Here is a 13,274-nt window from a genome sequence, read left to right as displayed (position 1 = left end):
CTCAGCGCCTCGCCAACAGGCCTTGCGGCCGGACTGCCAGTACCAGCACCATGATCAGGAAGGTCACGACGATGGCGTAGGTCGGGATGTAGACCGAACCAAGCTGTTCGGCGAGGCCGATGATGAGCGCGCCGAGCGCGGCACCGGGGATCGAGCCCATGCCGCCGACGATGACGACGACGAGCGAGGCAAGCAGGAAGCGGATGTCTTCGCCAGGCGAGAGAGACTGGAAGGTGCCGCCGACGACGCCGGCGATGCCGGCAAGCCCGGCACCGAGCGCAAAGACCAGCACGAAGACGAGCTGGTTCCGCACTCCGGTCGCGGCCAGGATGTCGCGATCGTCGACACCGGCGCGGATGATCATGCCGATGCGTGTGCGGTTGAGCGCCAGCCACATCGCCAGGCCGATCACGACGGACGCGGCGAAGATCACCAGCCGGACCAGGGGATAGCGGAGATAGACCGGTTCGCCCGAGGATTTCACCGCAGTGACCAGCGGCAGCTCGATCGGGCCGATCAGCCAGTTCGGTGTCTGGATCTGATAGAAGTCGCCGCCGCAAGCCCACAGCATGAGATCGGCGAAAACGATCGAGAGACCGATCGTCACCATGGTCTGCCGCAAGTCCTGGCCTTCCATGCGGCGGAAGACGATGAGCTGAAGCAGGACGCCGACCAGCGCCGTCAGGATGAAGGCGACGATGAAGCTGAGGAGCCAGGAGCCGGTCGAGGCGCTGATGGCGTAGCCGACATAGCCGCCGAACAAATACAGCGAGCCGTGCGCGAGGTTGACGTTGCGCATCAGGCCGAAGATCAGGGTGAAACCGCTGGCGACAAGGAAGTAGAGGCCGCCGAGCGTGATGCCGTTGAACACGGCGTTCAGGAAGACCCGCTTGCGGCCGATCGCCTCTTCAAGTCCGGGCGGCCACACCGCCAAGGTCAGCCACAGTGCGAGCGCGATCGCGACGATCACGATCAGGGCCCAGGCCGGATGACGTTCGACGAAGCGCGTCATGTCAACTGCCTCATCCCCGCCTGGCGCCCCCGCAAACGGGAAGAGGGCGCGATCAGGCCGCTTCGACCTCGCCCTGCCTCATGTTTTGAACGCTGGTCGAACAGCCTTGCGTAGGCTGCGTACCTCGCCATGGACGTGCGTCCTCCCGGACTTGCGATCCTCTTTTCGGGATCGCGTTCCGACCATCTTAGCGAGGGCACAAGGGGAGCGTTTGATCGTCAGTATCTTTTCGCGCGCGGTCAGGCCCGCAAAACCTTGGCGGCGCGGCGGTAATCGGTCGGCGCCATCCCGACATTGGCGGTGAAGAAGCGTGTGAAGCCGCTTTGCGAGGAGAAGCCGAGGTCGAAGCCGATGTCGGCGATCGGTGCTTCGCCGGCGACAAGGGCTTCCAGCGCCTGTTCCATGATCAGGGTGTTGAGGTAGAGATGCGGCGTGACGCCGGTCTGGGTGCGGAATAGCCGGTAGAAATGCGGTCGCGATAGGCCGGATTCGCGCGCGATCGTGTCGAGCTCCATTTCGGCGCCCGGACTTTCCGACATCAGCTTGATGCATTTGCGCACGCGGAAGTCGGTGACGGCGCCGGCCGTGCGCGCGTCGCGCGCGATCTCGGCCTGCTGCCAGCTTTCGTCGTAGCAGATGTCGATCAGCCGCCGCAGCTCGGCATCGAGGCTGGAGAGCGACGGTGCGCCGCACACAAGCGCTGCGGTTCGTCTGATGTGCTTGTCGAGTGCGACCGTGCGCTTGAACTGGGTGCGGCCGAAACGCAGGCGGTCGGCGCCGGGCGCATCGGGGGCGAACCACTCCGGATTGACGTAGAGCACGAAGAAGATCGCGCCACCGTCGAGATCGGACGGCAGGAAATTGTGAGGCTCCCAAGGATTGACCGCGACGATGGAGCTTTCCGTAAGGTCGTAGTGCCCGTTACAGACGTCGATGCATGCGGACTGGCCGCCAACATGGAAGATCAGATGACCTTCGCGATGTGCGTGCACGTTGAAGGGGCGGTTCAACTGATAGACCGTCGCCCGACCGAACCGGCCGTGAAAGACGGCAAGCGCCCGGCTCATGCCTTCCCTCCTGAATGTTCTTGTCTTTTCAGTCAGCGTTCAACAACCGGGGCGAGATTGCAAGAGCGCAAGATATCGCGCCTGCAAATCGCTCCCGGTTGCCGGAGAGCATGCGAAACGAGCGACGGTGAATGCGTCAGTACTTCTTACATTCCGGGACCGTGCGGCTCGGCAGTCCGATCTTGGCGAACACCGCCGGATCGTAACCGAGCGTCTGGTTCACGTTCGGGATCACCTTCACGACCTTGCTGAACAGCGCGCCCTTGCCGTCATCGACGACCTCGGTGACGAAGTTGGTGCCGATCGCCTGGCGGTTGGCGTCAAGCTTGATCTTGCCGTTCGGTGCGTCGATCTCGATCTTGGCCAGCGCCTCCTTGTACTTGGCCTGGTTGTTGGAAAGATCGCCATTGACCTCACGGAGCGCGAGGATCAGCGCCATGGTCGAGCCGTAGTAGTTGGTCGCAAGAAGCGATGGGCTCGGGAAGCGCTTGTTGGGCGGAAACGCGTCCTGATACGCCTTCACGAACTTCTGCCAGCCCGGATCCTCCCAGGTGTCGGCTTGGCCGCTCGCCGCGATGGTGCCGACCAGCGCATTCTTGGCGTTGCCCTTCGAGGACAGGATGGTCTGGTCGATCATGATGGAGCCGCCCATCAGATGCGCCTTGCCGCCGGCCTGCTGGTATTGGTTCAGGAAGTTGACGGCATCCGCACCGCCGAGGCCGAGATAGATCGCATCGACATCGTCGGGCAGCGCCGCGATGACGGAGGCAAAATCCTTGGTGCCGAGCGGCACCCATTGCCGGTTGGTGACCTGGCCGCCGGCGCCGCAGAATTCGAGCACGAGGCCGAACACCTGGGTGTAGATGAAGGAATAGTCCTCGCCGACGGTCGCGATCTTGCGATATTTCTTGGTTTCATAGGCGTATTTGCCGAGGCCCACCTGCCACTGCGCGCCGTCCATGTTGTAGCGGAAGAAGTTCGGAGCGGGATCGACATAGGTCGTCTCCTGCGCGCCGGATGCCGCATTGATGAAGGTCAACTCGGGATGGGTCTTAGCGAAGTTCTTGACCGCAATGCCCTCGTCGCCGGAGAGAGGCGACAACAGGATCTGCACCTTGTCCTGCTCGATCAGCTTGCGCACGGCGCGCACCGCGGAATCCGGTGTCGCGTCGGTCGAGGCAACGATGAATTCAAGCTCTTTGTCGCCGACCTTCTTGCCAAGCACATTGAGCGCCGTCTGGTGGCCGCGCATGCCGTCCTCGCCGAGCACCGTGTAGGTGCCTTCCAGCGTTGCGGTGACGCCGACCTTGATCTTTTCCTGGGCGATTGCCGCGCCTGAAAGGAAAAGGCTGCTTAGCGCGATCAGTCCCACACTGCATTTCAACATTTCATTCCTCCCTCTATGGCCAAATTTTTCGCTGAATTGGCGCGGCGCCGTGGCTCCCGAAAGGCGCCCGGCTGTTGAACGAAGGCTAACCGAAGTCGGATGCAGTGCACGTATGGGCGCATCGTGCGGCTTGACGGGCAGTCTCATTTTGAATGTTGCGGCGCAATTGGCTTCGCGGTGCAATAGGCGGCCGGCTTGCCCAATTTGAAGGGCGGTGCGTGAGGGGCACGATCCTCCGCTTGGTCCGTGCATGGAGCCTGACCCAGCACAGGCCTGGTCCGGTTCAAATCCCCAAGGGAGGGTGGGGCGGAAACAGCCCCCCGACGGCTGGATCCAGCTTAAATTTGCCGACAGGGTGCCACGGATCGCGGCCGGCCGGCCCTGATCCCGCCGCCGCTATTCAACCTAGGGTGAATTTGCCCCAGATTTCCATTACCATCTGGTGGAAATGAATCACCATACGGCCTCTCACGATCCCGTTCTTGTGGCGCTGTCGATCCTGATCGCCGCGCTCGCCTCCTACACAGCGCTCGACCTCGCGACCCGGATGCGTGCCGCGTCCGGGCGGGCTCGTCCGGCTTGGCTTGCAGCCGCGGCGACGGCCATGGGCGGCGGCATTTGGTCCATGCATTTCGTCGGCATGCTGGCCTTCAGGCTGCCTGGGGTCGATATCTCCTACGATCCAATCCTCACCTTTCTATCGCTTGTCGTCCCCATCGTTGTCGCGGCCGCGGCCTTTGCCGCGGTCGGAAGACGCCCGCAGGCGCTCCTGGTGTCCGGCCTTGCGATGGGGCTCGCCATATCCGGCATGCACTATACGGGCATGGGCGCGATGAGAATGGCGGCATCCGTCGCGTACGATCCTCGGTGGGTCGTGCTCTCGGTCGTGATCGCGATGTGCGCTTCGGTCGTGGCGCTCTCGCTCGCCTTTCGCAAGACAAGTGCGACGCAGCGGCTGTTTGCAGGACTTGTCATGGGTCTCGCGATCTCCGGCATGCATTACGCAGCTATGGAAGGTGCCTCGTTCGAGCCTGCGAACACCATGGCGGGACACGCTGGACATTTCGTGGGTCGGGCGCCGCTGGCATTTCTGCTCGCCGGCGCCACCATCCTGATCCTGAGCTTCGGGATTGCCGCTGCCGTCTACGATCGGGCCTCGGCGGAGCGCGCCCAACGCGAGGCCAGCGCGCTGAGGCGAAGTGAAGAACGCTTTCGGCTCCTGGTGGAGGGCATCGCCGATCACGCCATGTTCATGATCGAGCCGAATGGGTCCGTGGGAAACTGGAATCTCGGCGCGCGCCGGCTGATGGATTATGGCGACGACATCGTCGGGACCAGCTACGCGATCCTTCATACCGACGAAGACCGCGCGTCCGGGGCGCCAGCACGTGCTCTCCTTGAGGCGGAGCGGTACGGCAAGTCAGCAGTGGAAGCCTGGCGCGTGCGCCGGGATGGCAGCCGTTTCTGGGCAGAGGCAACCCTGGTCGCGGTACGGAATGAAAGCGGCTTGATCACTGGGTTTGCCAAGATCGTGCGCGACATCAGCGAGAGGAGGCGGGCACAGGACGCGCTGGATCGGGCACGCGAAGCGCTGACGCTGTCGCAGAAAATGGAGACCATCGGTCAGCTTACCGGCGGCGTGGCCCACGATTTTAACAACCTGCTCGCCGCCGTTCTGGGCAGCCTTGAGCTTCTGAAAAAACGCCTGCAAACAGACGATCCGAAGATACAGCGTCTCGTGGACAACGCGATGCAAGGCGCGCAGCGGGGCGCTCTGCTAACCCAGCGCTTGCTTGCCTTCGCTCGCAAACAGGATCTCAAGCCGGCTGTCGTCGATATCGCCGCACTGGTGCGGGGCATGGCGTCACTGCTGAAATTCGAGGCAGGCGTCCGTATCGACACACTCTTTCCGCTGGACCTGCCAAACGTAAAGATTGACGCCAACCAACTCGAACTGGCCATCCTCAATCTCGCCGTAAACGCGCGTGATGCGATGCCGGCCGGCGGCCTGATAACCATCTCCGCCCGAGACGAGCAGCACGAAGCTGGCGCTCCCCGCTACGTCGCGCTCTCGGTGAGCGACACCGGCTGCGGCATGGACGAGGAAACGCTGAAGCACGCTCAGGAGCCGTTCTTCACGACGAAGGGTATCGGCAAAGGCACCGGGCTCGGACTATCGATGGTTCACGGCCTCGCCGAGCAGTCCGGCGGCAGGCTCGTCTTGAAGAGCCGCCTTGGGGTGGGCACGACGGCCGAGATCTGGCTGCCGGTGGCCGAGGAGGAGGCCGCGCTGCCAGCACCGCGCGCGGAGTCCCCGGCACCCATGCTTCGGGCCGACCGCCGGCTTTCTGTGCTTCTGGTCGACGACGATCCTCTCGTGCTCGAGAATACGGCGGCAATGCTGGAGGATCTCGGGCATGCGGTGGTCGAGGCACGCTCGGGCGAAGAGGCATTGGATCTCCTCCGCCGCACGCAGACCATCGAACTCGTCGTCACCGACTTTGCGATGCCGGTCATGACCGGCCTGCAGCTTGCTGAAGCCGTGGTCGTGGAGCGTCCCGGTACGGTCATCCTCCTGAGCACCGGGTATGCGGAGCTTCCCATCGACGCGCGTTCCAATCTGCGCCGCCTGTCGAAGCCGTTCGATCAGGCTGCCCTTGAGAAGGCTATCGAGGGAGCGATGCGAGAGCGGGAGAGCGCGAGATCTGTCGTCGCCTGACGGTGTCGGGCTGACGGCCGCCGATCGGTGCCGCCAGCACATTTGCCTCCAGCTCCGCGACCAACCAATATGATTGCGTTGAGCCATTAGATCGTGCTTCGACCGGAGAGAATAACGGCGCTTCAGCGACGAGAGATTGCCGCTGTCCCGGTGAAAGCATGCCGGTGCTTGGCAACTGTGTTGCCGATTCGATAAAGGGCTAAATTCAAGTCGGCGTCGCGCGCGGATTCACAACCGTGTACCCCCTCAAAGAACGCGCGTGTATTCTTGTTGCGCGTCCACCTGAGTTGCCGTCGTACGCCATCCAGACGTCGCCCCCGATGTGCTGCTCGAGGACGAAAACGTGCCCGCGTCTTGCCGCGACCATTCCTGGTGCCGGCGACGTACGCGGAAATCTCAGCCAGTTTGCCGCGAGATTCAATTCCGGAACGATGCGACCAAACAGGCGCAGGGCTGCGGCACAACCGCAGAATGAGGAGGGGCAGCCCGCGGGGCGGCCGCCAACGATCCGAGTGCTGACGGGACTATCAGACGCCGCAATATTTGTATTGGCGACGACGGAGAGTTGTTTGGTTCGGTGTATCCGCAATGAGTCTCGCGCCTCTCTTCGCTGGTTCGGGATTTGCGCGTAGTTCGAGAAGTCGCATGGCATGGTGACGTTGCATTCAGAGGCGTGCTGCATGCGATAGGGTCGTGCATCGGAATTGAGCGAGGTGATCACAACGAGGCAGCACGCAGAAATAACTTGCTTGAACATCGCAGGCTCCGGGATTGATGGATCCTGCCCCGAGCAACGAGCAACTAACAAAGATTGGCTGAAATGGGTCAAAAGAGCGGCCCAATGCTGGATCAGGGGCCGGCTATACTTCTGGAGTAACTCAAAACGCGTCGTTGAAGAGCGCCTTCTGCCGCGAGTGGGGCCGTGAACGCTGCGCCCGCTTCACGTGTCGATCATGGCCACGTAGTCCACGTGAAGAGTAATTGGTCCCTTCGATCCGTCCAGAATGACGCGGAGGCTCTTCGGATAGTATCCGGCCCCAACCACGGTCCCGGTCTTTCCAGATAAGCGAGGACCGGCTGCCGGCTTTACCTGAATTCGTGAACCCGGCGGAAACTTGAGGTTCGTTTGGGCCGACCCTGAGATGACGTCCTCGGCAGCAAATGAGCTGATTCTACTCGAAAAATCGCCAGCGCGCGGCACAGCGAACGGGTGGGACAAATTCGATTCGCGCGCGCTATCAAAAAGAGCTCTCCAGCCACGGCGCTAGAGGCAAGGCATGCCGGCACCTAATGCTTCCGCAATTTTCGTCGCCAGGAACTGCGGCTGCTGGTTGAGCTGGTGCGGGCCGTGCTTGTATTTGCGCGTCCAGATAGAAGCAGCGTCGGGATCTGCGATGTATCGGCAAACGGCTCGTCCCGGATGGCCAGGCTCCTGCGGCGACCAGGAATATTGGTCGCCGATGCTTTCTAGCTGAGTCGCAACGCGCATCATTTGAATGCAGGAGACGTCTCGAAATGTTGCGGATGCACGGGCAGGCTCTGATCCTCTCGATCGATAGATCAGTCCGGCGCGGCTAGCTGGGCGGCGCGTACAGGGGCCGCCCGGGATTTGTTGAGGGCGTGATGGGCGTCAGGCCGATCGGCCAGGCTAGTCCGGCTCTGAGGCGTCGATTTCGTGACGTCCGCGGTCGCTTGACACGAGGCTGAGCGTAGGTTCCCGATCGATTGACAACGGCAGCGCGTGACCATTCGAGACCCGCACCAGTGATCCGTTGTTCATTCCCCAAATTGCGGCCTGCGTCCTGTTCTGGACCCGTATCTTGCGCAGGATCGCCTTGACGTGAACCTTCACGGTCGCCTCGGCAATATCGATCTTTCGCGCAATGCACTTGTTGGAATTGCCCTCGATCAGATAGGAGAGAATCGCCCGCTCTCGCGGTGACAGATGAGGTGCTATCCGTTCTTCGGCCGCAACGAGGAGATTTGATCGCTCTTCGATCGCTGGCTGAAGCTGAGGCTCGCGATCGAAACCGCTATCGAGCACGAATGACAGGAAAGCCGGTGGAAACACCGTCTCGCCCATCGTCACGAGTTCGATGGACTTGATGAAAGCGTCGCATGAATTGACGTCGACGAAGTAGCCGCTGGCGCCGGCCTTGTAGGCCGCGATCAACTCATCCGGCCGGTAGTGGTCCGAAACGATCGCGACGCGCGCGTCCGGATAGTGCTCTCTTACAAACCCGATGTGCTTCATGGCTGCATCGAATTCGCCGGTGCTGTGGATAATCACAAACAGGAGCTGCTGATGTGCCTGGAGTGTGCTTGTAACTTCATCGGTGCTCGAGGCCGAGACCGCAATTTGAAAATCTGCCGCATGCAGTATTTGAGAAATTCCCTCTCGCAGCAAAATATTTCGTCCGATCAAAACAACTTTGCAGGATTGCCGCCTCCTCATCTTACCCTCCGCAACCAACGCAATGACACAACTTGAATGGAAACACGCAGGAAAAGGAACAAAGCGTCTCATGGCCCGGTTTTTCTGATTTACAGAAGCCGGGCGCCGTTTAGTTAATAATTACTGAAGGTTAGATTCGATCTTTCGATTTTGCCTATATACCTTTGGTTATAGGCCGATGGGTCCTCAAGCTGTTGGTGAACGGCCGTCAGAGATTGACTTGGGGGCGAAAGAGAATACTGATTCAACCTTTGAATGTTCGCCCTGAGCGGGTGAATCCGTTCGCGAAAGCCTTGCTCCATCGCGATGCTTTCGAACTTGCCAAGTGGCAAGACTGCTCTCCAGCGGTTGTGAGCCGTGACCACCGGGTTCATACGGCCCTTTGATCCGGCGAACTTGATGTATATTGCGATCACAGACTCGTGCGGTTATTTGCCTCATAGGTCCGCTACGCCAAATGATACTTTAGGGAATTGCTCGAAGTTTATTTGTTGGTGATCAATTGATGTTGGAGCGGCAAGGGCGGGGGCCTGTAGCTTCAATCGCGGGAATTTTGGGGGCGGCAGGTTAGGGAGCGCCCGATGCGTCGTGCGACTGTAGTGATTGCAGACCGACACCCAATGGTTTTGCAGGGTCTCGCAAGTGTTCTCGGTTCAGAATCCGATTTTGAGGTCGTTGCATCCTGCGGCGATGCTGCGAGTTGCATCCAGGCAATTTTGACGCTTGCGCCCGACATAGCGATCATGGATGCGGCAATGCCGGAGCTGACCGCGCTGATGAACAATTCGCTCAGCCATTCGGACAGCCGACCAACGCGGTTTGTGTTCTTCGCGCCCAGCGAGGACTATGATCTTGTGTTGGCGGGCGCCCCCGCCGGGTACAGTGTCCTTCTCAAGGAGATGACAGGCCAAGCCGTGGTGCAAGGCTTGCGAGACATTGCCAACGGCCAGACCGTTGTTCCGTTATCACCCACCGATCAGGCCGCGCCTCGCGAGCAGAGTCCGAATCCGGAAAGTGCGCTCGCGGTGCTCACCGAGCGCGAGCGGCAGATCATGCGCCTGGTCTCTCGTGGCCTGTCCAACAAGGAAATCGGCCGCCGGCTCAACATTGCGGATGGCACCATCAAGGTTCACCTCCACAACATTTTCCAGAAGCTTGAAATCGGCAATCGCACTGCGCTTGCTGCCCTCGCCATCTCGCAGGATGACCGCGCCAATTCGGCGCAGGACAAACCGGCGCATGCTGGATCGGATCCGGTGCCCGGGGAGCGCTAAGACATCATATCGCACTGTTTGCAGTGCGATATGCGGGCATTTCGCCGAAGCCCAGCCGAGCGACTATTGCACCTTCAGATTGCGCAAGCGCCGGCAGAGCTGCGTTTTCGGTCTCTTATCCCTCGATGGAGAACTGAAGAACGAACAGCGACCGGCCGCCAAGCTCGGGGCTGTCGCTGACTTCCACCTGCCAGGAAATGTAATGCAGGAGTGGGTCCATCACGTCGTGCTTGAGGATCTCGCCGCTCAGTTCGATCGCAGTAGTCCGTGCCGCGGAAATGTCGGGGAGATCAAGTCCGACATCGTCGAGCACTGAATGACCGTCGTGGATATGAAAGAAATACCGCGGCATGGATGTCTCCGGACAACGCGAACATTCCGATGACTGCAGCGAGCCCCCCGCATCACGGTCGAGATTTCGCATCGCAGGGGCGCGCATAGCAAGCGGCTATTCTAGGAGGGCTCAATCATCATTGATGGGTACCCCGACGTTGATCTCTATGATCACGAATTCAGAATGAACAATTGCTTCTCGAGGACTACGATGATGTTGCGTCGACGGAGCCCACTTCGGCGCAGCGTTGCGGCCCCGGCCCTGCGAATCCCCAATGCCCCCGCCGGGGCCGCGCTCTTTTCGCAAGTCCCGCCTGGTCGTCCATCACCGCCGCGCAGAAATTGCAACCGATACGCCGATCGCTCGGGAGCGGACGGTTTGACCCTTGGGGAGATGATCTCGAAAAATCATATCCGGTAGTAGTCGCGATACCAGCGGACGAAATTGGATATGCCGGTTTCGATAGGGGTGGAGGGCGAAAACCCGGTATCGCGCATGAGATCGCCAACGTCGGCAAACGTTTCCGGAACATCCCCAGGCTGCATTGGCAGCATTTCCTTCGCCGTGGTTCGTCCCAGCTCTTTCTCGATCAATTCGAGGACGTGCATCAGCGCTTCCGGGCGGTTATTGCCTACATTGTAGAGCTTGGCCGGTGCGCCCGCCGCATCGGCGTTGTCCTCCGGAGCGCGCTCGATCAGCCGCGAGATGACGCGAGTGACGTCGTCGACATAGGTGAAGTCGCGCCGCATCCGGCCATGGTTGAAGAGCTTGATCGGCTTGCCTTTGACGATCGCGTCGGCGAACAGGAATATCGCCATGTCGGGCCGGCCCCACGGGCCGTAGATCGTAAAGAACCGTAAGCCGGTGACCGGGAGCCGGTACAGGTGGCTGTAAGAATGGGCCATCAGCTCGTTGGCTTTCTTCGTCGCGGCATAGAGGCTGACGGGGTGGTCGGCCCTATGCCGGGTCGAAAATGGTAACTCGGCATTGGCGCCGTACACGGACGATGATGATGCGTAGATCAAATGACCACAGGCGTTATGCCTGCAGCCTTCGAGGACGTTGAGGAACCCCTCAAGATTGGCGTCGACATAAGCGTGCGGCTGATCGATCGAATGCCGGACGCCGGCCTGAGCGGCCAAATGGACCACTCTCGCAAAACGATGTTTTGCGAACAACTCGGCCATCGTCGACCGATGTCCAAGATCGATCTGCACGAAGGAAAAACGCGGATCGCGGCGCAGAATGTCGAGACGCGCGCGCTTCAAGGCGGGATCGTAGTAGCTGTTGATGTTGTCCAATCCGACGACACGACGCCCTTCATCGAGCAGTCGACGTGCAACATGAAAACCGATGAAGCCAGCAGCTCCGGTCACCAGGACGTCGTCGGCAACTTGCTCTGAGCGAGATGACATTCGCTGTCCAAGTTAGATGGAGTTCGAACGGCGAAAAAGGCGCCATCGATCGCAGAAAGTTAGCTCTCAATCGCGCCGCATCTCGATTGCGCAAATGAGCGCACCTGACGATGGCGGCGGAGCCGAGCTGCCAGCAGCCGCTCGAACGGGTTACTCCGTGCATCCTCGCCGCTGTCCTCAAATTCCAGGGGCGTAGCGTATTTAATGTCCGAGCGAACCGCGTCATCATCCATTTGCATGAAGATGAAGCCAGGCAAACCTGCAGAGTTGTTTCAGCGGCGGGCTTGCCCGACGTGGCCGTCGGCTTGGAGTACGCGCTGTCGAACGATCGACGTCGGTGACTTGAGCGCAAACGGCGTGGTCAGGGGTGTTTGCGATGAAGATGGTCCGTGTTGATGCTCTCGGCGCGAATGTATCGAGCATCGGTTTCGGCTGCGCGTCGCTCGGAGGGCGCGTTGGGGCTCGCAGGGGGACCGAGGGGCTCGAGCGCGCATACGACGCCGGAATAACCTGGTACGACGTGGCGCCTTCGTATGGCGATGGGATGGCCGAGTCGATCTGGGGCAAATTCGCATCAGGGAAGCGCGGCAGCGTCTATATCTGCACAAAGGTCGGGATGCGCCCGCGTGATACCTCCGCCGTTAAGCGGATCCTGAAGCCGATAGCGCGCGCCGCTCTTGCGGTGTTTCCCGGGATCCAACCGCGCCTCTCCGCAATGAAGTCGAAGCCCTTCAAAGTGCCGCTATCGGCCGAGCTGATCAGGACGAGCATCGAGGATAGCCTGAGGCGACTTCGCACGGATTATGTAGATGTGCTTGCTCTCCACCGTCCCACCCGCGAAGAGGTCGTTCGCGAAGACATCATTCGAGCGGTCGAGCGCATCGTTCAGGACGGGAAAGCCCGCGCAATTTCGATTGCGGGCAATAACGAGGGCGGAATTGACGACCTCCATGAATCTCTACCATATCGGCTGATACAGATCGCGAATAATCCGCTCGAGCCGAATCTTCAGAGATCGACGGAGATTGCGCGGCGCAGGACGTTTGTCACGTATGGATCATTCTCGAGCGTCGATCCGCTTGTCGCGAGGCTGGGATCGGAGAAGGAAATACTGAACGGCCTTTACGAGATGGGATACCGGGGCGACCTCACCGAGATCGCTGCTGCCTTCGTCGTGGATTACGCGCTGGCAACGAACTCTACAGGAGTCTCACTGTTTTCGATGTTTCGGAAAGAGCATCTCGCGTTCAATCTGCGCCGGTCAGCGCAAATCCCGGCGCTTCATCAGCTCAATCGCATCGTCGCCGAGCTCTCGAACGGGCCGCGGCAAACCGAACGATTGGTCATGCGTGCGTCGGTGTAGCGATCAAGTGCGGAGCTTATGGGTATGAGGTCTACTCCGTCATCATCATACAATCGGCGGCTGCGCGTGCTAGAATTCGCGTCCCACGATACTACTCGCCAATGTTGTCGACGATATTCGACAGGCGCGCGGGCGGCCGGGAGGCGGCTAGCTTGAGCGTCTCGCCGAAGCATGCGCAGCAGGGCAGGCCAAAGGTGAGGGGGCCAGGCCGATGCCGTCGCGTTAGGAGATTGCCCGCGATCGCGGTT

10 protein-coding genes are annotated in these 13,274 nt (G+C 60.6%); 3 read left to right on the top strand and 7 right to left on the bottom strand.

Going from position 1 to position 13,274, the window contains the following annotated elements:
• Position 1 precedes the first annotated feature (1 nt).
• The 3 genes from CT676_RS22575 to CT676_RS22565 all read right to left on the bottom strand — a co-directional run bounded on the left by CT676_RS22575 (position 2) and on the right by CT676_RS22565 (position 3,466).
• Positions 2 to 1,012, bottom strand: coding sequence for a branched-chain amino acid ABC transporter permease (locus CT676_RS22575; protein WP_135215375.1), 1,011 nt, complete (start codon positions 1,010 to 1,012; stop codon positions 2 to 4).
• Positions 1,013 to 1,251: 239 nt separating this feature from the next.
• Entirely contained in the window at positions 1,252 to 2,079 is an 828-nt protein-coding gene (locus tag CT676_RS22570; protein WP_071915370.1) for an AraC family transcriptional regulator, read from the bottom strand.
• A gap of 136 nt (positions 2,080 to 2,215) precedes the next feature.
• Positions 2,216 to 3,466 carry an ABC transporter substrate-binding protein gene (locus CT676_RS22565; RefSeq protein ID WP_014496418.1) on the bottom strand — a complete coding sequence of 417 codons (1,251 nt, stop codon included), beginning with the start codon at positions 3,464 to 3,466 and terminating at the stop codon, positions 2,216 to 2,218.
• A 448-nt stretch (positions 3,467 to 3,914) separates the two neighbouring features.
• On the opposite strand from CT676_RS22565, the gene CT676_RS22560 reads away from it, so the two are divergent.
• Positions 3,915 to 6,185 (top strand): MHYT domain-containing protein, encoded by a 2,271-nt coding sequence (locus tag CT676_RS22560; RefSeq protein ID WP_135215374.1) that lies wholly within the window; start codon positions 3,915 to 3,917, stop codon positions 6,183 to 6,185.
• A 205-nt stretch (positions 6,186 to 6,390) separates the two neighbouring features.
• Here CT676_RS22560 and CT676_RS44160 read toward each other — a convergent pair whose 3' ends face one another.
• Together CT676_RS44160 and CT676_RS22545 are read right to left on the bottom strand one after the other, a co-directional pair.
• Positions 6,391 to 6,942: a hypothetical protein gene (locus CT676_RS44160; RefSeq protein ID WP_167768112.1), complete on the bottom strand. Its 552-nt coding sequence runs from the start codon at positions 6,940 to 6,942 to the stop codon at positions 6,391 to 6,393.
• A gap of 891 nt (positions 6,943 to 7,833) precedes the next feature.
• Positions 7,834 to 8,640 (bottom strand): response regulator transcription factor, encoded by an 807-nt coding sequence (locus CT676_RS22545; protein WP_205124608.1) that lies wholly within the window; start codon positions 8,638 to 8,640, stop codon positions 7,834 to 7,836.
• A gap of 581 nt (positions 8,641 to 9,221) precedes the next feature.
• Here CT676_RS22545 and CT676_RS22540 point away from each other — a divergent pair.
• The gene (locus CT676_RS22540) at positions 9,222 to 9,914 is read left to right on the top strand and encodes a response regulator transcription factor (protein ID WP_075019340.1); all 693 of its coding nucleotides are present in this window, start codon (positions 9,222 to 9,224) and stop codon (positions 9,912 to 9,914) included.
• A gap of 115 nt (positions 9,915 to 10,029) precedes the next feature.
• On the opposite strand, the gene CT676_RS22535 is transcribed toward CT676_RS22540, so the two are convergent.
• A complete protein-coding gene (locus CT676_RS22535; protein ID WP_028147263.1) occupies positions 10,030 to 10,266 on the bottom strand; it encodes a hypothetical protein in 237 nt (78 codons plus the stop codon).
• Positions 10,267 to 10,655: 389 nt separating this feature from the next.
• Positions 10,656 to 11,663: an NAD-dependent epimerase gene (locus CT676_RS22530; RefSeq protein ID WP_085401022.1), complete on the bottom strand. Its 1,008-nt coding sequence runs from the start codon at positions 11,661 to 11,663 to the stop codon at positions 10,656 to 10,658.
• 376 nt (positions 11,664 to 12,039) lie between these two features.
• On the opposite strand from CT676_RS22530, the gene CT676_RS22525 reads away from it, so the two are divergent.
• A complete protein-coding gene (locus tag CT676_RS22525; protein ID WP_244623237.1) occupies positions 12,040 to 13,026 on the top strand; it encodes an aldo/keto reductase in 987 nt (328 codons plus the stop codon).
• Positions 13,027 to 13,274: the final 248 nt, after the last annotated feature.

This window comes from Bradyrhizobium sp. MOS001 (assembly GCF_004634465.1).
Taxonomy (GTDB): Bacteria; Pseudomonadota; Alphaproteobacteria; order Rhizobiales; family Xanthobacteraceae; genus Bradyrhizobium; species Bradyrhizobium barranii.
The sequence above is the reverse complement of the archived record's forward strand: the minus strand, read 5'-3'. Positions and strand labels throughout refer to the sequence as shown.

Excerpts from the sequence above, each read along its gene's own strand:
- CT676_RS22575 (WP_135215375.1), bottom strand. The coding sequence starts at position 1,012 with ATGACGCGCTTCGTCGAACGTCATCCGGCCTGGGCCCTGATCGTGATC.
- CT676_RS22570 (WP_071915370.1), bottom strand. The coding sequence starts at position 2,079 with ATGAGCCGGGCGCTTGCCGTCTTTCACGGCCGGTTCGGTCGGGCGACG.
- CT676_RS22565 (WP_014496418.1), bottom strand. The coding sequence starts at position 3,466 with ATGTTGAAATGCAGTGTGGGACTGATCGCGCTAAGCAGCCTTTTCCTT.
- CT676_RS22560 (WP_135215374.1), top strand. The coding sequence starts at position 3,915 with ATGAATCACCATACGGCCTCTCACGATCCCGTTCTTGTGGCGCTGTCG.
- CT676_RS44160 (WP_167768112.1), bottom strand. The coding sequence starts at position 6,942 with ATGTTCAAGCAAGTTATTTCTGCGTGCTGCCTCGTTGTGATCACCTCG.
- CT676_RS22545 (WP_205124608.1), bottom strand. The coding sequence starts at position 8,640 with ATGAGGAGGCGGCAATCCTGCAAAGTTGTTTTGATCGGACGAAATATT.
- CT676_RS22540 (WP_075019340.1), top strand. The coding sequence starts at position 9,222 with ATGCGTCGTGCGACTGTAGTGATTGCAGACCGACACCCAATGGTTTTG.
- CT676_RS22535 (WP_028147263.1), bottom strand. The coding sequence starts at position 10,266 with ATGCCGCGGTATTTCTTTCATATCCACGACGGTCATTCAGTGCTCGAC.
- CT676_RS22530 (WP_085401022.1), bottom strand. The coding sequence starts at position 11,663 with ATGTCATCTCGCTCAGAGCAAGTTGCCGACGACGTCCTGGTGACCGGA.
- CT676_RS22525 (WP_244623237.1), top strand. The coding sequence starts at position 12,040 with ATGAAGATGGTCCGTGTTGATGCTCTCGGCGCGAATGTATCGAGCATC.